This window comes from Armatimonadota bacterium, from assembly GCA_031432545.1.
Lineage (GTDB): Bacteria > Sysuimicrobiota > Sysuimicrobiia > Sysuimicrobiales > Sysuimicrobiaceae > Caldifonticola > Caldifonticola tengchongensis.
Genome location: JAVKGX010000005.1, coordinates 49,886 through 67,568 on the forward strand (window position 1 = coordinate 49,886; position 17,683 = coordinate 67,568).

General features: G+C 68.9%; 15 protein-coding genes, 2 tRNA genes and 1 riboswitch. Of the genes, 12 read left to right on the forward strand and 5 right to left on the reverse strand.

Annotated features, from left to right (window positions below):
• The first annotated feature begins 64 nt into the window (after positions 1-64).
• Positions 65-1,255, forward strand: coding sequence for a M20 family metallopeptidase (locus tag QN163_06735; GenBank protein MDR5683704.1), 1,191 nt, complete (start codon positions 65-67; stop codon positions 1,253-1,255).
• A gap of 1 nt (position 1,256) precedes the next feature.
• Here QN163_06735 and chrA read toward each other — a convergent pair whose 3' ends face one another.
• From chrA to QN163_06750, 3 genes are read right to left on the reverse strand one after another with little or no spacing between them, the layout of a single operon-like run.
• Positions 1,257-2,585, reverse strand: coding sequence for a chromate efflux transporter (gene chrA, locus QN163_06740; protein MDR5683705.1), 1,329 nt, complete (start codon positions 2,583-2,585; stop codon positions 1,257-1,259).
• A gap of 50 nt (positions 2,586-2,635) precedes the next feature.
• Complete coding sequence (locus tag QN163_06745) at positions 2,636-3,046, reverse strand: hypothetical protein (GenBank protein ID MDR5683706.1); 411 nt, start codon at positions 3,044-3,046, stop codon at positions 2,636-2,638.
• Between the two features lie 18 nt (positions 3,047-3,064).
• Positions 3,065-3,505, reverse strand: coding sequence for a hypothetical protein (locus QN163_06750; GenBank protein MDR5683707.1), 441 nt, complete (start codon positions 3,503-3,505; stop codon positions 3,065-3,067).
• A 193-nt stretch (positions 3,506-3,698) separates the two neighbouring features.
• Between QN163_06750 and QN163_06755 the strand changes: the two genes are divergently transcribed.
• From QN163_06755 to QN163_06765, 3 genes are all read left to right on the forward strand, one after another.
• Positions 3,699-3,785 (forward strand) — tRNA-Tyr (locus QN163_06755).
• A gap of 1 nt (position 3,786) precedes the next feature.
• Positions 3,787-3,860: transfer RNA gene (locus QN163_06760), tRNA-Gly, on the forward strand.
• A gap of 116 nt (positions 3,861-3,976) precedes the next feature.
• Positions 3,977-4,708, forward strand: coding sequence for a hypothetical protein (locus tag QN163_06765; GenBank protein MDR5683708.1), 732 nt, complete (start codon positions 3,977-3,979; stop codon positions 4,706-4,708).
• A gap of 258 nt (positions 4,709-4,966) precedes the next feature.
• A riboswitch (cyclic di-GMP riboswitch) is annotated at positions 4,967-5,047 on the reverse strand.
• Positions 5,048-5,105: 58 nt separating this feature from the next.
• On the opposite strand, the gene QN163_06770 is transcribed toward QN163_06765, so the two are convergent.
• Positions 5,106-5,432: a hypothetical protein gene (locus tag QN163_06770; GenBank protein MDR5683709.1), complete on the reverse strand. Its 327-nt coding sequence runs from the start codon at positions 5,430-5,432 to the stop codon at positions 5,106-5,108.
• A 140-nt stretch (positions 5,433-5,572) separates the two neighbouring features.
• Here QN163_06770 and QN163_06775 point away from each other — a divergent pair, with 140 nt between their 5' ends.
• The 3 genes from QN163_06775 to uvrA all read left to right on the forward strand — a co-directional run bounded on the left by QN163_06775 (position 5,573) and on the right by uvrA (position 11,064).
• Positions 5,573-5,806, forward strand: coding sequence for an Lrp/AsnC ligand binding domain-containing protein (locus QN163_06775; GenBank protein ID MDR5683710.1), 234 nt, complete (start codon positions 5,573-5,575; stop codon positions 5,804-5,806).
• A 122-nt stretch (positions 5,807-5,928) separates the two neighbouring features.
• Positions 5,929-8,076, forward strand: a complete 2,148-nt coding sequence (uvrB, locus tag QN163_06780; GenBank protein MDR5683711.1) for an excinuclease ABC subunit UvrB — start codon at positions 5,929-5,931, stop codon at positions 8,074-8,076.
• 30 nt (positions 8,077-8,106) lie between these two features.
• Positions 8,107-11,064, forward strand: a complete 2,958-nt coding sequence (gene uvrA / locus QN163_06785) for an excinuclease ABC subunit UvrA (protein MDR5683712.1) — start codon at positions 8,107-8,109, stop codon at positions 11,062-11,064.
• Positions 11,065-11,089: 25 nt separating this feature from the next.
• On the opposite strand, the gene QN163_06790 is transcribed toward uvrA, so the two are convergent.
• A complete protein-coding gene (locus tag QN163_06790; GenBank protein MDR5683713.1) occupies positions 11,090-12,262 on the reverse strand; it encodes an aminotransferase class I/II-fold pyridoxal phosphate-dependent enzyme in 1,173 nt (390 codons plus the stop codon).
• A gap of 96 nt (positions 12,263-12,358) precedes the next feature.
• On the opposite strand from QN163_06790, the gene QN163_06795 reads away from it, so the two are divergent.
• From QN163_06795 to pheA, 5 genes are all read left to right on the forward strand, one after another.
• Positions 12,359-13,144: an alpha/beta hydrolase gene (locus tag QN163_06795; GenBank protein ID MDR5683714.1), complete on the forward strand. Its 786-nt coding sequence runs from the start codon at positions 12,359-12,361 to the stop codon at positions 13,142-13,144.
• Positions 13,141-13,644: a pyridoxamine 5'-phosphate oxidase family protein gene (locus tag QN163_06800; protein ID MDR5683715.1), complete on the forward strand. Its 504-nt coding sequence runs from the start codon at positions 13,141-13,143 to the stop codon at positions 13,642-13,644. Before QN163_06795 ends, QN163_06800 begins: the two co-directional genes overlap by 4 nt.
• 74 nt (positions 13,645-13,718) lie before the next feature.
• Positions 13,719-15,602 carry an excinuclease ABC subunit UvrC gene (uvrC, locus tag QN163_06805; GenBank protein ID MDR5683716.1) on the forward strand — a complete coding sequence of 628 codons (1,884 nt, stop codon included), beginning with the start codon at positions 13,719-13,721 and terminating at the stop codon, positions 15,600-15,602.
• Positions 15,603-15,942: 340 nt separating this feature from the next.
• A complete protein-coding gene (proC, locus tag QN163_06810) occupies positions 15,943-16,761 on the forward strand; it encodes a pyrroline-5-carboxylate reductase (protein ID MDR5683717.1) in 819 nt (272 codons plus the stop codon).
• A 61-nt stretch (positions 16,762-16,822) separates the two neighbouring features.
• Positions 16,823-17,638, forward strand: a complete 816-nt coding sequence (pheA, locus tag QN163_06815; protein ID MDR5683718.1) for a prephenate dehydratase — start codon at positions 16,823-16,825, stop codon at positions 17,636-17,638.
• Positions 17,639-17,683: the final 45 nt, after the last annotated feature.

Here is a 17,683-nt window from a genome sequence, read left to right on the forward strand (position 1 = left end):
TCCGCCGCAGGACGGAGTCGGGCCGTCGCGGAATGCGGATTGTGGGTGCACGAGGAGGCCGACCATGGATGATCTGGGGCAGAGGGTCGTCGCTGCGATCGACGCCGCACGCGACGAGCTGATCGAGACCTCCCGCACGCTGCACGCCAACCCCGAAGTTGCGTTCGCCGAGCACAACTCGGCGGCGCTGCTGTGCGCGCTGCTGGAACGGCATGGCTACTCGGTGCGGCGCGGGGTGGGCGGCCTGCCGACGGCCTTCCGGGCCGAACTCCCCGAGCGCCGTGCGGGTCCGACCGTCGCCTTTTTGTGCGAGTACGACGCGTTGCCCGAGATCGGGCATGCCTGTGGCCACAACCTGATCGCCGCCGCGGGTGTGGGAGCAGGGATTGGGATCGCCGCCGTCGCGGCCGAGCTGCCCGGTCGCGTGCTGGTGATCGGGACGCCGGCCGAGGAGGGGGGTAGCGGCAAGAAGATCCTGCTGGAAGCCGGGGTCTTCGCGGACGTCGATGCGGCGATGATGTTCCATCCGGCATCCTACACGTTGCCGGAGCGGCCTTCGCTCGCCTCCTGGCGCCTTCGGGTCGCCTACCACGGGCGGGCGTCGCACGCCGCGGCGGCACCGGAGGAGGGGGTGAACGCGCTGGACGCCCTCATCCAACTCTTCGTGTCGATCGGCCTGCTGCGCCAGCAACTGCGCGACGACGCGCGCATCCACGGCATCGTCACCTACGGCGGCGCCGCGCCCAACGTCATCCCGGACAGGGCGGAAGCCTCGTTCTCGGTACGGGCAGCCGACGACGGTTATGCATCCGAATGCCTGAGCAGGGTGATCGCCTGCGCGGAGGGCGCGGCGAGGGCGACCGGTGCCCGGCTGGAGACTGAAGCCCAGAAGGGGTATGCAGCGATGCGTTCCAACGGACCGCTGGCCGGGCGGTTCGCCGAGCACCTGGCGTCGCTGGGCGTTCCGATCGATCCCGCGCCCCAGCGCGTACGGATGGGTTCGACTGATATGGGGGACGTGAGCCAGGCGCTGCCGGCCATCCACCCGTACGTCTCGATCTCGACCGACGCGATCGGCGGCCACACGGTCGAGTTCCGGGAGGCGGCGATCTCCGACCTCGGGCAGGAGCGGATGATCGCGGCGGCCAAGGCGATGGCCCTCACCGCCGCGGATGTCCTCACCGACCGCGCGTTCTTCGCGGAGGTCCGCCGCGCGTACACAGACGGCGCGGCGGCGGCCGCGTCTGCGGGCTGACTCACAGGACCCAGTGGACGGCCAGACCCCCGGCCGCGGCGGCCAGCACGAGCGGGACCACGCCGATGCGGAGGCGTACAAGCGCCCAGCGCGCCACAAGGACGAACGTCACCGCCAGCCCGTCGACGCTGTGGGGCTGCGGCAGGGGGATCCGCAGCGGACCGAAGGCGGTCTCGCCGACGTCACCGAACAGCGTGTGGATCCCCAACCACACCGCCAGGTTGAGGATCACGCCGACGACGGCGGCGGTGACCGCCCCCAGCGCGGCCTGCAGGGCGCGATGTCCACGGAGGCTCTCGACGAAGGGTGCGCCGAGGAAGATCCACAAAAAGCACGGCGCGAACGTCGCCCACGTCGTCACCGCGGCACCCAAGAAGCCCGCCGTGGCCGGGTCCAAATCCCCGGGATGGCGGTAGGCTCCCAGGTAGCCGACGAACTGCGTGACCATGATCAGAGGACCGGGTGTCGACTCCGCCAGACCCAGCCCATCGAGCATCTCGCCTGGCCGAAGCCATCGAAACCAGTCGACGGCCGCCTGGGCGATGTAGGCCAGCACCGCGTACGCGCCGCCGAAGGTCACCACCGCGGCCTTGCTGAAGAACACTGCCTGCTGTGCCAGCACGTCTTGCCAGCCCCGCCACAGCGCGACCGCCAGCAAAGGTCCGCACCATGCGACCAACCCCGTGGCCAGCGTCCTCGCAGCGCCGCGCAGGCTGGGCCCGCTCGGCGGCCTGAGCGCGTCCTGCTCCGGGTGGTCGGTCTCGTCGGCGGAGGGTGCGGCCGGCCACAGCCGGCTGGCGATCCATCCGCACAGAGCGGCACCGATCACGATCGCCGGGAAGGGCACCTTGAAGAAGAAGATGGCGGCGAACGCGGCCGTAGCGATTCCGACCGCCGATGGGCGGCGCAGCGTATGAGCCCCGATCCGCACGACGGCGTCGGCCACGACGGCGATCACCGCGGCGCGCAGCCCGAAGAACGCCGCTGCGACCCACGCGACGCTGCCGTGCACCGCGTAGATCCACGACAGAGCCAGCATGACCAGAAAACCCGGCAAGACGAACAGAACTCCTGCCGCCAGGCCGCCCGCTGCGCCGTGCAGCAGCCAACCCACATAGATCGCCAGCTGCGTGGCCTCCGGACCGGGGAGCATCATGCAAAAGTTGAGGGCGTGCAGGAAGCGATCCTCGCCGACCCACCGCTTGCGGCCGACGAGCTCGCGGTGCATCAGCGCGATCTGGCCCGCCGGCCCGCCGAAGTTCACGAAGCCCAACTTGACCCAGAAACAGAGCGCCTCGGTGAAGGAGACGGTGGGTGCCGGGGGGCGCATGAACGAGAGTTCGCGAGGAGTCGGTCCCGCTCCCGCCCGTGCCGACCCTGTCAGCCCCCGCGACGTGCCAGTGCCTTCCAGCGATCGGGCACCAGCGTGCCGTAGTGAAACGCGACGGCGCCGAGGCTACGGGGGTGGCTCAGCGCAGCCTCCCAGACGGTCTCCCAACCGGGGGCATCGGCCTGGAGCACGGGGAGCACGGGCCGGCCGACTTCTCCTGCGAAGGCCTCGAGGATGTCCACGACCCACGAAGGCGGTCGCCCGACCGCCCCGTGGTAGGCCATGGGAGCAATCACGTCCAGGTGCCGAGCCAGCCGCACCGGATCCTGGCCCAAGACGCGGGTGCGGGCACGAAGTTTCTCTGCGCGCCGCAGCGGCACGACGAACGCGCCGACCGGGAACGTCCGTCCGCGACGTCGCCTGGCCAGCGCAGCGAACTTTGCGGCGACGTCCTCGATCACGCGGCACTTCCACTCTTCCTACAGACCGCGGTGACGGGCGAGGATGAACCGGGCGCGCTCGGCTGTGGACGCCCCCCGGATCGGAAGGCCCGTATCGGCCTGGAAGCGCCGGACGGAGATGTCGTCGAAGCTGTACTGGATCGACCGGGCCGCCCCGGGTCGGATCTCGCGCTCCCAGCACATTGGCCAGCGCAAAAAGTCCAGCATCAGCCCGTCGACGGGAAGCGACAGCACGCGGTCGGCCGATCGCCCTCGCTCACGTACGTACGACGCGTCCGTGGGGATCACGCCGACGTACCAGTCGGATACGACTTGGCGTCTTCCGGTCTCGCCGATCGGCCAAAGCTCCGGCCGCCGGCGCAGTACGCCGCGCGCGTGCGGGTCGCAGAACAAACGGATGCCGGCAAACCAGCGCAGTCCGACAGCACGGCAGCGCTCGATCAGCGGGAGAGGATACATGTCGCCTTCGGTGAAGGCCGCATTGACACCCCATGAGGCCAGCGTATCCGCGAGTCTGCCCCAGCGGGTGTCGTCGCCCCTCCAGGCTGAGGGGGGAACGAAGACGCCAACGATCTTCTGAGTGTGCGTCCTCTGCCTCCTGCTTGTCTTGACCCTGCCGCAGAGCTGCTCCTACAATCGCATGTGAGCTGCGGGGCGGGTACCCAAGCGGCCAACGGGAGCTGACTGTAGATCAGCTGGCGGAACGCCTTCGGAGGTTCGAATCCTTCCCCGCCCACCACGCGGGAGTAGCTCAATGGTAGAGCTCCAGCCTTCCAAGCTGGTGGTGCGGGTTCGATTCCCGTCTCCCGCTCCACAGATCCCCGCGGTGGCACGGGTGTTGCTACTTGACAGTCTGAAGATCCCATTGCCCGTGGCTGGGAGGCGATCGTGGAACATGGCCGGCGAACCCGCCTGAGAGTTCGGTCTCCCATGACCAGACCACTCGGCGCCGGGCTGCTGGTTGTGGCGTTCTTGTTGGGGGGCACAATCCCGTCCGGAGCCGCCGACCCCCTGGTGCGGCGTGCGGTCTCGACCTTCTTCCGCGACGCCGAGGTCCTCAGGGTCGACGTGGTCCCCGATCTGTACGAAGGCGGCTACGCGCGTGTGAGCGTGTACGCGGCGAACGCGACCCTGGCGGAGGGCGGGTTGCGCATCGACGAGGCGTGGACGCGCCTGGTGGGGGTCAGCTTCAACCCGAAGGCCCTGCGGGCGGGGGAGTTCCGGGTCGACGGCGTGCGGGACACGGCGATCCACATGCGCGTCAGCCTGCCCAACCTGGAACGCTATTTTGTGGAGCGAAACCCCTGGAAGGACATCCGGTTGTGGGCCCAGGACGGCTATCTCCACGGTCGGGGAACCGTGCCGCTGGGCGGCGTTCCCACGCGCGTTGAGCTGCGTGGTTTCTTCGCCGCCGGCAACACTCCGGAGCTGTACTTCTACGTGGATCGACTGCGCGTGAACGGCCTCCCGGTCCCCGACCCCTTGCTGCGTGAGATGGAACGGCGGTACAACCCGCTGCTGACGCAGGACGACTGGCCGGTCCGGTTCAAGCTCCGATCGGTGCGGTTGGTGGGGACGAACTTGATCGTCAGCAGCCAGTCCCACTTCGGCGACGGCTGCACGTTCTGCGGCGGCGGAGATCCTGGCACCCCAACCCCGTAGGCGGACTTCGGGCGGCCCCCACCCCGATCCCGTGCGCGCCTGCGAATCGGCGCGCGCACCGCGTGGGGACCGGCGCACACGGTCAGGAGCTGCGTGCCCCCGTCCTCCGACCGTAGGCCACCCAGCGCACCAGCAACGCAAGCCCCGCCAGCGCACCGACGGCCACACCGCCCCAGAACTCGCCCGTGCCCAGTGGGTCCACGGCGCCCTCCGCCCGGCGACGAAAGACGCCCCCCGGCGGAGGCGATTGTCCGGCTCTTCGGCAACCCGGCTGGCTGGCTGCGCACCAGCCCCGTGGCTTTGCGGACCGCCCTCGCGGACGGGGTGCCCTTTCGTGCCCGACTCTTTCGCATTATTCTACCCCGCTGCGGTGCGTCTTAGACCTGTGCCGGTCCGCTCATCGCACTCTGGCCCAGACCAGTACGCCGGCACCCACGGCGGTCAGGAAGATGGCCCCAGCCGCCACGTGCCTGTAAGGTACGTACGTGGGGTCGCAGTACCAGCGGTAGGCGCGTCCTTCCTGGACGATCGGACGCGGATCCCACAGGCCGGGCAGCCACCGGGTCGTACGCCGGGGACCGGCCTCACACCGCATGATCAAGACCACCCCCTGCTCGCCGAAGTGACCGTAGCCGGGCGCGTAGTCCGCTACATACGGACGGACGACGACGGCAAGGAAGATGCCTGCCAGCACCAACAGACCGCCCAGCCGTGTTCGACTCATTCCCGGTGCTCCAGATCCCGTCTCGCAGCGCAACGGCGTGGGAGGCTCGGGACGTCCGATCGTTGTACTTTGATTGTACGGCCCCCAGGGGGCGTGCCGGCCGATCGGGCACCGGTTGTGGAACACCCGGGAGGTGGGGGATGAAGGCGGTCGTTGCGATCCTGCTCATCAAGGCGGAACCCGGCAAGGCGCGGGAGGCGGCGAACGCGATTGCACGGATCCCAGGTTGCCGTCAGACCCACGTCGTCACAGGTCCGTACGACATCGTCTGCTTCGCGGAGGCCGACGACATCACCGCCTTGGGCGACATGGTGGTCGCGCGTGTGCAGACGGTGCCCGGCGTCCGCGACACCCTCACCTGCCTCGTAGTATAGTACCGAACGTCTGATCCCCATTCCCGATCCGTCCGGCGGGCAAGACACACCTCAACCCCCTAGGGTGGAGGCCAGCGGAATCGGGTCGGTATAATGAAGTGTTGAACCTCTGGAGGAAAGCGTTGCCCGACTTCCGGATGGTGACCGATCTCCCCCCGCGGGGCGACCAGCCTAAGGCCATCGCTGAACTCGTGGAGAGCATCGAGGCCGGAAACCGCTACACCACCCTGCTCGGCGTCACCGGCAGCGGGAAGACATATACGATGGCCGCCGCCATCGAGCGGATCAACCGACCGACTCTGGTCATCGCCCACAACAAGACGCTGGCGGCCCAGCTGTACGCCGAGTTCCGGCAGTTCTTCCCCCACAACGCGGTTCGCTACTTCGTCTCCTACTATGACTACTACCAGCCCGAGGCGTACATCCCGCAGACCGATCTGTACATCGCCAAGGACGCCAGCATCAACGACGAGATCGACCGGCTGCGGCACGCCTCGACCAAAGCGCTGATGGAGCGCCGCGACGTGATCGTGGTCGCCTCGGTCTCGTGCCTGTTCGGCCTGGGACAGCCTGAGCAGTACAGCGACGTGGTGCTGGTGGTCCGCCGGGGGGAGGGCCGGTCGCGCGACGAGATCCTGCGGCGGCTGGTGGACATCCAGTACGAGCGCAACGACGTGGACTTCGCCCGAGGGCGGTTCCGGGTCCGGGGCGACGTCGTCGAGGTCTTCCCCTCGTACGAGGATCGGGCGGTGCGGATCGAACTATTTGGGGAGGAGGTCGACCGCATCCTCGAACTCGATCCCCTGACCGGCGAAGTGCTCGAGGAGAAGAACGTCATCGCGGTCTGGCCGGCCAAGCACTGGGTCACCACCGAGGAACGGATGGAGCGGGCACTGCGGACGATCGAGGAGGAGCTGCACGAGCGCGTGGAGTGGTTTCGGCGACAGGGCAAGCTGCTGGAGGCCCAACGCCTGGAGTTCCGCACCCGCTACGACCTGGAGATGCTGCGGGAGACTGGGTACTGCCCGGGCATCGAGAACTACTCCCGCCACCTCGATGGTCGGGCGCCTGGCGAACGGCCAGGGTGCCTGATCGACTACTTCCCGCGCGACTTTTTGATGTTCATCGACGAGTCGCACGTGACAGTGCCGCAGATCCGCGGCATGCACGAGGGAGATCGGGTCCGGAAGAAGAACCTGGTCGACTTCGGCTTCCGGCTGCCCTCGGCGTACGACAACCGCCCGCTGCGCTGGGACGAGTTCGAGAGCCTCATCCGGCAGTGCGTCTTCGTGTCGGCCACACCGGGGCCGTTCGAGCTCGAGGTGTCCAGCCGGGTCGTCGAGCAGATCGTGCGCCCCACCGGGTTGGTGGACCCGCAGGTCGAGGTGCGGCCGGCGCGGGGCCAGGTGGATGACCTCATCGCGGAGGTTCGGGCTCAGGTGGAACGCGGCGAGCGGACGCTCGTGACCACCCTGACCAAACGCATGGCCGAGGACCTCACCTCCTACCTGCAGGAGATGGGTCTGAGGGTCCACTACCTGCACTCGGAGATCGACACGCTGGAGCGGGTGGCGATCCTCAAGGACCTTCGGATGGGCACCTACGACGTGCTGGTCGGCATCAACCTCCTGCGCGAAGGGCTGGACCTTCCGGAGGTGTCGCTGGTCGCGATCCTGGACGCGGACCGCGAGGGATATCTGCGCTCGGAGGTGTCGTTGATCCAGACGATGGGCAGGGCGGCGCGACACGTCGGCGGCCGCGTGATCCTCTATGCCGACGAGGTCACCGAATCGATGCGCCGGGCCATCGACGAGACCAACCGCCGCCGGGCGATCCAGTTGCGGCACAACGAAGAGCACGGGATCACGCCAGAATCGATCACCAAGCCGATCCGGGACCTGATCGAACTGCAGGCCGCCGAGGAGGCGGAGGCCTATCGGCCCACAGCCTCGGGCGAGATCCTGACGGCCGAAGAGATCATCAGCCTCGTGGAGCGGCAGGGAGCCACGGTGCCGTGGGACGTCGCACGGCTGCTGATGCTGTCACCCCAGGAACTTGAGCAGACGATCCAGCGGCTGGAAGCCGAGATGCGCCGCGCCGCGGCCAACCTGGAGTTCGAGAAGGCCGCCAGGTTGCGGGACCAGGTTGTGGAACTGAAGAGAGGACTGGGCGAGCCGTTCTTCGCGGGTCCGCGCCGAGCGGGTCTTCAGGCTGCGGGCCATTCGCGGCGCGGCACGCAGCGCGGCCGCGGTGGACGTCGCCGTGGTTGAGTCCGGGCCGCCGACCGCCGAGACCTGACGATGTCGTTGGATCGCATCATCGTTCGCGGTGCCCGCGAGCACAACCTCAAGAACATCACCGTCGAGATCCCGCGCGACAGACTCGTGGTGCTGACCGGGATCTCGGGGTCGGGCAAGTCCACCCTGGCCTTCGACACCATCTATGCCGAAGGGCAACGCAAGTACGTCGAGTCGCTGTCGGCCTACGCGCGCCAGTTCCTCGGTCTGATGGAAAAGCCGGACGTCGACTCGATCGACGGGCTGTCGCCGGCGGTGTCGATCGACCAGAAGGGTGCTCCCCGCAACCCGCGCTCGACGGTCGGCACCGTAACCGAGATCTACGACTACCTGAGGCTGCTGTACGCGCGGATCGGCCAGCCGCACTGCCCGGTCTGCGACCGCCCGATCCGTCGCCAGACCGCTGAGCAGATCGTCGACCGCCTGCTGGCCCTCCCCGAGGGGACCCGGATCTACGTGATGGGGCCGGTCGTCCGTGGTCGCAAGGGAGAGTACCGGCAGTTGTTCGAGGACCTTCGCCGGCAGGGGTTCGTGCGCGTCCGAGTGGACGGGGTGCTGTACGAGTTGACCGAGCCGATCCCACTGGACCGCAACCGCAAGCATGACATCGAAGTCGTGGTCGATCGCATCGTCGCCAAGCCGGAGGTCCGTTCCCGGCTCAACGACTCGATCGAAACCGCGCTCAAGCTCGGCCAGGGCCTGGTGCACGTCTGGAGGGAAGGGGACAGTTCGGGGATTGCCGCGTCGGGGGACCTCATGGTGTTCTCGACCGCGTTCGCCTGCCCCGACCACGGGACGACGCTTCCGGAGATCGAGCCGCGGATCTTCTCCTTCAACAGCCCGTACGGCGCTTGCCCCACGTGCTCGGGCCTGGGCTACAAGCAGGAAGTCGATCCCGACCTGGTGCTGGACCTGGACAAGTCCCTGGCCGACGGAGCCGTGGTGCCGTGGGCGGCGTCGACCAGCGAGTACTACGACCAGTTGCTCCGCTCGCTCGCGCAGGCGTACGGGGTGGACTGGAAGACGCCACTGCGCAAACTGCCCAAGTCGTTTGTCCGGGTTCTGCTGCACGGTTCCGAGGAACCGATCCGCGTGCGCTACCACAATCGCTACGGCGCGCTGCGGATCTACGACACGCAGTTCGAAGGGGTGGTGGTGCATCTCGAACGCCGCTACGCGGAGACCGATTCGGACTACGTCAAAGAAGAGATCGAGAAGTACATGAGCACGGCGGCCTGCCCCCGGTGTCGGGGCACGCGCCTGAAGCCCGAGAGCCTCACCGTACGCGTGGGCGGCAAGAACATCGCCGAGCTCACGGCGCTGACCGTGCGTCGTTCGCTGGAGTTCTTCGAGGAGCTGCGGCTGACGGAGCGCGAGGAGCGGATCGGCCAGCAGATCCTCAAGGAGGTGCGCTCGCGCCTGGGGTTCCTTGTGAACGTGGGGCTCGACTACCTGACGCTGGACCGCACGGCGAACACTCTCAGCGGCGGAGAGGCGCAGCGCATCCGGTTGGCCACTCAGATCGGTTCCGGGTTGATGGGAGTGCTGTACGTGCTGGACGAGCCGAGCGTCGGGCTGCACCAGCGCGACAACCGCAGGCTCATCGAGACGCTCAAGAGGCTGCGGGATCTGGGCAACACCATCCTAGTGGTGGAGCACGACGAGGACACGATTCGATCGGCCGACTGGATCGTGGACATCGGCCCCGGCGCAGGGCGCGACGGGGGCGAGATCGTCGCGAGCGGCACGGTGGAAGACGTGATCCGCGAGCCACGCTCCGTCACCGGCAAGTTCCTGTCCGGCGAGCGGAGCATCGCGGTCCCCTCCCGCCGCCGCCCACCGCGGGAGGAGCGGGTGGTCGTGCGCGGGGCCCGGGAGCACAACCTCAAGAACATCGACGTGTCCTTCCCCCTGAGCGTCTTTTGCGCGGTCACCGGAGTCTCGGGCTCCGGGAAGTCCACCCTGGTCGACGACATCCTCTACCGCGCGCTGGCGCAGCGGGTGATGGGGACGCGTCTGCGCGCGGGCGACCACGACACGGTGGAAGGATGGCATCACATCGACAAGGTGATTGACATCGACCAGTCGCCGATAGGCCGGACACCGCGGAGCAACCCCGCGACCTACACGAAGACGTTCGACCTCATCCGCGAGCTGTTCGCGTCGACCCCTGAGGCTCGGGTCCGCGGGTACGGCCCGGGCCGGTTCTCGTTCAACGTGCGCGGGGGCCGGTGCGAGGCGTGCGAGGGAGACGGGATCGTGCAGATCGAGATGCACTTCCTGCCGGACGTCTACGTTCCGTGCGAGGTCTGCAAGGGCAAGCGCTACAACCGCGAGACGCTGCAGGTCCTCTACAAGGGCAAGAACATCACCGACGTGCTGGAGATGACGGTGGATGAGGCGCTGGCGTTCTTTGACGCGATCCCCCGCATCCGCCGCAAGCTGCAGACGCTACAGGACGTGGGGCTGGGCTACATCCAGCTCGGCCAGCCCGCCACGACGCTGTCTGGCGGCGAGGCGCAGCGCGTCAAGCTGGCGACCGAGCTGTCGCGCCGGGATACCGGCAGGACGCTGTACATCCTCGACGAGCCGACCGTGGGGCTGCACTTCGCGGACGTCGAACGTCTGCTCAACGTCCTGCACCGGCTGGTGGACGCGGGGAACACCGTCGTCGTGATCGAGCACAACCTGGACGTGATCAAGACGGCCGACTGGATCATCGATCTTGGACCGGAAGGCGGCGACTTCGGCGGGACGGTGATCGCCGAGGGGACTCCCGAGGAAGTGGCCGCGATGGACCACTCCTACACCGGCCAGTTCCTCCGGCGGGTGCTGGACCCCCAGAAGGTGGAGGCCGCGCGCCGGGCGCTGGCACGCCGGGACGGCCAGCGCGGCGCTGTATCGGAACTGCTTGGAGCAGTGCACCAGCCCGCCGGTGCGGGCCGCGGGCTGCGCCGCTGATCGGCGTGGCGGCGGGGTGTGTTTTCTATCGCCCTGCCGCAGACGCGAGGACGGTCCCGATGCGCCGGGCGGCTTCCCGCAGTCTTGCCGGATCCTGCACGAGCGCGAACCGGACGTACCCCAGCCCGCCCGGGCCAAACCCCTGCCCGGGCGACACCGCCACCCCGGTCCGGCGGCAGAGTTCGACCGCGAACCGGACGTCGTCCGCCTCGCCGGGCACGCGTGCCCACAGGTACATCGTGGCTTGCGGGGTCGGGACCTCCCACCCGACCTCGCGCAGAGCGACGACGAGGGTGTCCCGCCGCTCGCGAAAGACCTCCACTCGCGAACGCACCCAATCGGCGGGCTGTTCTAGGGCCGCCATCCCCATGCGGAGGATCCCCAGGTACACGTTGAAATCCAGCGCCGCCTTGACGGTCTCCAGGGCCGCGATCGTCTCCGCGTCTCCGACTGCGAAGGCCAACCGGAACCCGCCCATGTGGTACGACTTCGATAGCGTGAAGAACTCGACGGTGTGGTCGTACGGTCCCACCAGTGCCAGCGGCGAGGGCGCGCGGCCGTCGAACACCATGTCGACGTAGGGGTTGTCGTGCACGAGCATCAGGCCGTGTCGCCGGGCGAAGGCCAGGGCGCGGGAAAAGTAGGAGTCGTCGGCCACCGCAGCCGTGGGGTTGCTCGGGTAGTTGAGCAGCAGGACCCGGGCCCGCTCCGCCACGGCGTCCGGGATTGCAGACAGGTCGGCGAGCCCGTCCGCACCGAGAGGGATTGGATACGTCTGCAGGCCGGCGATCGCGGCCATTCCCCAGTACGGGGGGTAGCAGACCGCCGGCAACAGCAGGGTATCCCCAGGATCCGTGATGGCAAGGAGGAGGTGGCCGATGCCCTCCTGGCTTCCGATGAGCGCCAGCATCTCTTGCTTGGGATCGAAGCGGCGTCCAAACCGACGCTCGTACCAGCGGGATGCCGCCTCGAGGAAGGGGAGCGTCGCCGAGCGGAGCGTGTAGCCGTAGGTCGAGGAGTCGTCGAGCGCCTGGCGCAGCGCCTCGAGGGCGGTCGGCGGCGGCCCCAGGTCGCTCGATCCCAGCGAGAGGTCGATGATCTCGAGCCCCGCCTGGGCCGCGTCCTGCTTGGCTCGGTCCATCAGGAGGAACACCGACTCCGGGATCGCCTTCGCCCTGCTGGACATCCATCTGCGCATGAGCAGCCCTCCTCGCTTTTCGTCCAGTTTAGCGTACGCCCCACGCGGCCAATGCGTCGCAAGGACGCGGTCCGCCTGCCGACGAAAGCTGCTCCCATGGACGTCGAAGTCTATCGCAAGGCGGTTCGGGTGGGTGGAGCGGGCGGGACGGTGACGCTGTCGGTCGTGGACGTTCCCGGCGGCCAGCCGGACCGAACGATGGTGTTCGTCCACGGGCTGGGGGGCGAGGCAGGGCACTGGCAGCGGCAGCTGACGCACTTTTACGGCCGCGCGCGCCTGATCGCCCCCGACCTCCGCGGTCACGGTCGATCGGAACGCCCCCCCGGTGGCTACACGATCGACCGCTTCCGGGCCGACCTCGCGGCCATGATGGATGCGCTGGCCGTCGGGCGGGCCGTGCTCGTCGCGCACTCCTTCGGCGGAGCGGTCGCCGCGGAGTTCGCGGCATCGGCGCCGGAGCGCGTCGAGGCGATCGTGCTGATCGCGACTCCCGCACGGTTTCGGCTGCGCCTGCGCTGGCGGCTCGTGCTGCGTCTGCCCGCGCCGCTGCTGGCGCTGTTGGCGCCGCTGGGCAGCGACCGGGCCGCCGCGCCGGCATACGTCCTCCACCGCTGCTACCGCGAGGCGCTGGTGGGCTGGTCGGGACCTCGGACGCTGGGTCGGCTGTCGGTGCCGGCACTGGTGGTGTACGGCGACCGGGATCCCACCGTGCACGTCCGATACCTGGAACAGACCGCGCATGCGATTCCGGGTGCGGAGCGCCTCCAGCTGCCGGGGCGACGTCACCTCCTGATGCGCGACGACGCGGAGGAGGTCAACCGCGCGATCGAAGCGTTCCTGGTCCGGCGGCTCCGAGCCTCTGCGTCGGGAGGTCGGGCATGAGTCGGCCTGCGCTGGAGCCCGACGATGTCGCCCCGCTGCTCGAAGTGCAAGCGCGCAGCTTCGCCCGGGCGGGACCGCGGATCCGCCAGTCCTATCCACCATCCCGGGCGATGGACGCACGGCGCATGGCCGACTTCCTCGGGTCGCACCGCCACGCGGTGCTCGCCACGGCGCGCCCGGACGGGCGACCCCAAGCCGCGCCCGTTTCCTACCTCGTGTGGCGAGGAGCCTTCTGGATCGCGCTGGTGGCCGGGGCGCGGGAGCGCAACCTGCGTGCCAACCCCTACGCCTCGCTCGTCCTGGTGGAAGGCGAGGGCCGACGGCACCGCGCGTTGATCGCCAACGGGCCGGTCGTCCTGCACGATCCCCGACACATCCACGAGATCGGCGAAGGGCTCGCGGCCGCCTGGGCGAAGCGGTTCCGCCAGCCGCCCACCTGGGCCGCCGTCCTGGTCGAACTCCGGCCCGCGCGCCTGTACTCCTACGGTCAGGCATCGTAGGAGTTCGAGCGGGCCCCGATGGGGCTCGCAGACGAGAAGCTCCAGTTGCGCCTGTATCATTAATAGGCAAAGACATGCCGACGGTCGCCAGCCTCGAAGAGAAGTTGCGGGCGCTGCCGCCCAGACCCGGCGTCTACCTGCTGCGCGACGCCGCCGGCAGGGTGATCTATGTCGGCAAGGCGTCGTCGCTGCGCAGGCGGGTGCGCGCGTACTTCCAGGACCCGATGACGGTGGAGTCACCGCGCACGCGCCACCTCATGGGCAGGATCTTCGACTTTGACGTCGTGGCCTGCGCCAACGAGGTCGAGGCGCTGATCCTGGAGACGAACCTCATCAAGCAGCACCGGCCCCGGTACAACGTGCGGATGGCAGACGACAAGGCCTACCCATACCTGAAGCTCACGAACGAAGCCTATCCGAGAATCGTCATGACCCGCCGCATCGCGCGCGACGGTGCCAAGTACTTCGGCCCGTATCCGTACCACGAACCGAAGCTCGTCGGCCGGACCATCCGCACCCTGCGGAAGCTGTTCAAGTTGCGCACCTGCCACATCGAGATCGACCGCACGCTGCCCCGTCCGTGCCTCGACTACGCGATCGGCCAGTGCAGCGCGCCGTGCGTCGCGTGGGGCGCCACGCCCGAGCAGTACGCGGAGCAGGTTCGGCAGGTGGCCCTGTTCCTGGAAGGACGCCAGGAAGACCTGGTTGCCAGCCTCCGCCGCCAGATGGAGGACGCCGCGGCCGCGATGGAGTACGAGCGCGCGGCCGTCCTGCGGGACCAGATCCGGGCCATCGAGGCGATCCGCGAGCGGCAGCGCATCAGCGGGACGGGGCTGGAGGACCGGGACGTGGTGGGGGTCTACGCGGAAGGCGACGACGCATGCGCCCAGGTCTTCTTCGTCCGCGACGGCCGGCTGAGCGGCCGAGAACACTTCTTTCTGACCGGCGCGCAGGGGCACTCGACAGCCGAGGTCGTGCGGAACTTCCTCGAACAGTACTACGAGTTCGCGACGGCGATCCCACGCGAAGTCCTCATCCCGGAGCCCGTCGCGGACCGGGACGTCATCGCCGACTGGCTGTCGCAGCGGCGCGGGGGCCGCGTGGCCGTCACCGTACCCCAGCGGGGCGACAAGCGGCGCCTGGTCGAGATGGCGCGGGAGAATGCACGCCTTGCGCTGGAGCAGGAGCGCGCACGCCTGGTTGGCCGTGAGGGGGCGGCGGTGCGTGCGCTGCAGCAGGTCCTGGAGCTGGACGAACCGCCGTTCCGGATCGAGTGCTACGACGTCTCCAACTTGCAGCGCGGCGAAGCGGTGGCGGCGATGATCACCTTCGAAGGCGGGAGGCCGAAGAAGGACGCCTACCGGCGTTTCGGGATCAAGTGGACGGAGGGTCCCGACGACGTGGGGATGCTGCGCGAGACCCTGCGCCGCCGGTTCGTGCGCGCGCGCGAGGAGCAGGACAGACTGGACCGGGACGAGCCCATCCGGCCCAAGTGGTCGGTGTTGCCGGATCTCCTCGTCATCGACGGGGGTCGGGCACAACTGGCGGCGGCGCAGGAGGTGCTGTTCGAGTTCAACCTGCCGATCCCCGCGGTCGCGCTCGCCAAGCGGGAGGAGCTGCTGTTCCGGACCGGTCGACAAGAGCCGCTGAGCCTGGGCAAGGACTCCGCCGCGCTGCACCTGTTGCAGCGCATCCGCGACGAGGCGCACCGGTTCGCCAACGCCTACCATCAGAGACTGCGCGGCCGCAGGATCGTCTACTCGGTGCTCGACGAGATCCCGGGGATCGGGGAGAAGCGCAAGCGTGAGTTGATCCGCCGCTTCGGATCAGTCCGCAGGATCCGCGAGAGCACCGAAGCAGACGTCGCCGAGGTGGTCGGCCCCAAGGTGGCGCGGAAAGTGATGGCGTTCCTGCGGGGCCACGACCTGCCGGCCTATAAGGAGCAAGCGGTCCGGTGAAGGTTCGCGGCATCTGCCCGTTGACGGGCGCGGCCAGCGTGTGCTACAAACGGCGATACGTGAGGCGACGAAGGGGCCAGTAGGGGAGGCCGGTCCGAAAGCGAGCCGGGCCCGGCGGGTGTGAGGCCAGGTCGGCACCGCTCCCCCAAACCCACCCCCAAGCCGCGGGTGAGGACGCCGTCGGCCACGACGGCGGGCAAGTCCGCCGGGTGAGCCCGTGACAGCTCGCAAGAGGTGGTCGGTGCTCGACCCCATGTGCGGAGGGCACCGGCCGAAGCCAAGGTGGTACCGCGGACAGCCTCCGCCCTTGCGGCGGGGGCATTTTGTTTGGAGGCAGGGCATGTACGCACGGATCGATCGCCACCTGGGGTTCGTGGGGGCGGGCAACATGGCCGAAGCGCTGATCGCCGGCCTGGTCGCCGGCGGATCCGTCGGACCCGAGCGGATCTGGGTGGTCAACCGGTCCGACCGGGCGCGCCTTCAGCGCGTCGTCGGGACTTACGGGGTGCGGCCCGCGGTCGACAAGGCGGAGCTGTGCGAGCGCGCCGATGTCGTCGTGCTGGCCGTCAAGCCCAAAGACGTCCCGGAAGCCGTCGATCAGCTGAAGCCCCACATCCGATTCTCCCACCGCGTGCTGTCGGTGGTCGCCGGCTTGACGATCGCGTCGCTGGAGGCCTCGTTCCCCCGGGTTGGGGTGGTGCGCGCCATGCCGAACACGCCGTCAGCGGTCCGCGAGGGGATCGCGGCGTTCGCGCTAGGATCCTGCTGCACCCGCGACGACGCGGTGTGGACGCAGGCGATTCTGACGTCGGTGGGAAGGGCCATCGAGGTCCCGGAGCAGCTTTTGGACGCGGTGACCGGGCTGTCGGGCAGCGGTCCGGCGTACGTCTTCTTCCTCGTCGAGAGCATGATCGAAGCCGGTGTGCGCGCCGGCCTTTCGCCGGACGTGGCCCGCGACCTGGTGATCCAGACCGTGTTCGGTGCGGCGCGGATGCTGCGCGAGACCGGCGCCGACCCGGCAGAGCTGCGGCGCCGGGTCACTTCGCCCGGCGGTACGACCATGGCCGGTCTCGGCGCACTCGAGGAACGCGATGTGCGCGGAGCCGTCGTGGAAGCCGTCCGTCGTGCCGCGCACCGGGCGCGGGAATTGGCGAAGTAGCGGCGAGGTCATATGCGGCCGGGCCCTTGACGGGCGAGTGCCCCCCGCAGACGCTTGAGCCATGCGGGTTGCATTCCAGGGCGAGCGGGGCGCGTTCAGCGAAGAAGCTGCCCGCCACCACTTCGGCGAGGTGGACGCGGTCCCGCACCGCTCTCTCCGCGACGTCTTTCAGTCCGTGGCCGACGCGAGCTGCGAGGCCGGGATCGTCCCGGTGGAGAACTCCGAGGCCGGGAGCATCAACGAGACGTACGACCTGCTGCTGCAGTTCCACCACGCGCTGCAGATCGCGGGAGAGTCCACTCTGCGCGTGTCGCACTGCCTGTTGGGGCTACCCGGCACGCGGATCGACGACGTGCGCCGTGTGTACTCCCATCCCCAGGCACTGGCCCAATGCGACGTGTACCTGTCGCGGCTGGGCGTCGAGTTGGTCCCCTTCTACGACACCGCTGGGTCGGCGCAGATGCTGGCACGCGAGCGGCCGGCGGACGCGGCCGCGGTGGCCAGCCGTCGGGCCGCCCAGCTGTACGGCTTGGTAATCCTCGCCGAGGACATCGAGGCCAACCCGATGAACTACACGCGCTTCCTGTCGATCCGCCGTGAACCGCCACCCCGACGCGATCCCAGCAAGACGTCGATCGTCTTCGCCACCGAGCACCGACCCGGCGCGCTGTATCGGGCGATGGGCACTCTCGCGCAGCGCGGCCTGAATCTCACGAAGCTGGAGTCGCGGCCGGCCAAGCACACGGTGTGGGAGTACGTCTTCTACGTCGACTTCGAGGGGCACGCCGACGACCCCCGGGTCCAACACGCACTGACCGCCCTGCGCAAGGAGTGCGCGTGGGCCATCGTGCTGGGCTCCTACCCGGCGGCGCGATGAGCGGGTGCCGCGGTGTCATCCACCGGTCGGCGCCGGAGGCGCTGT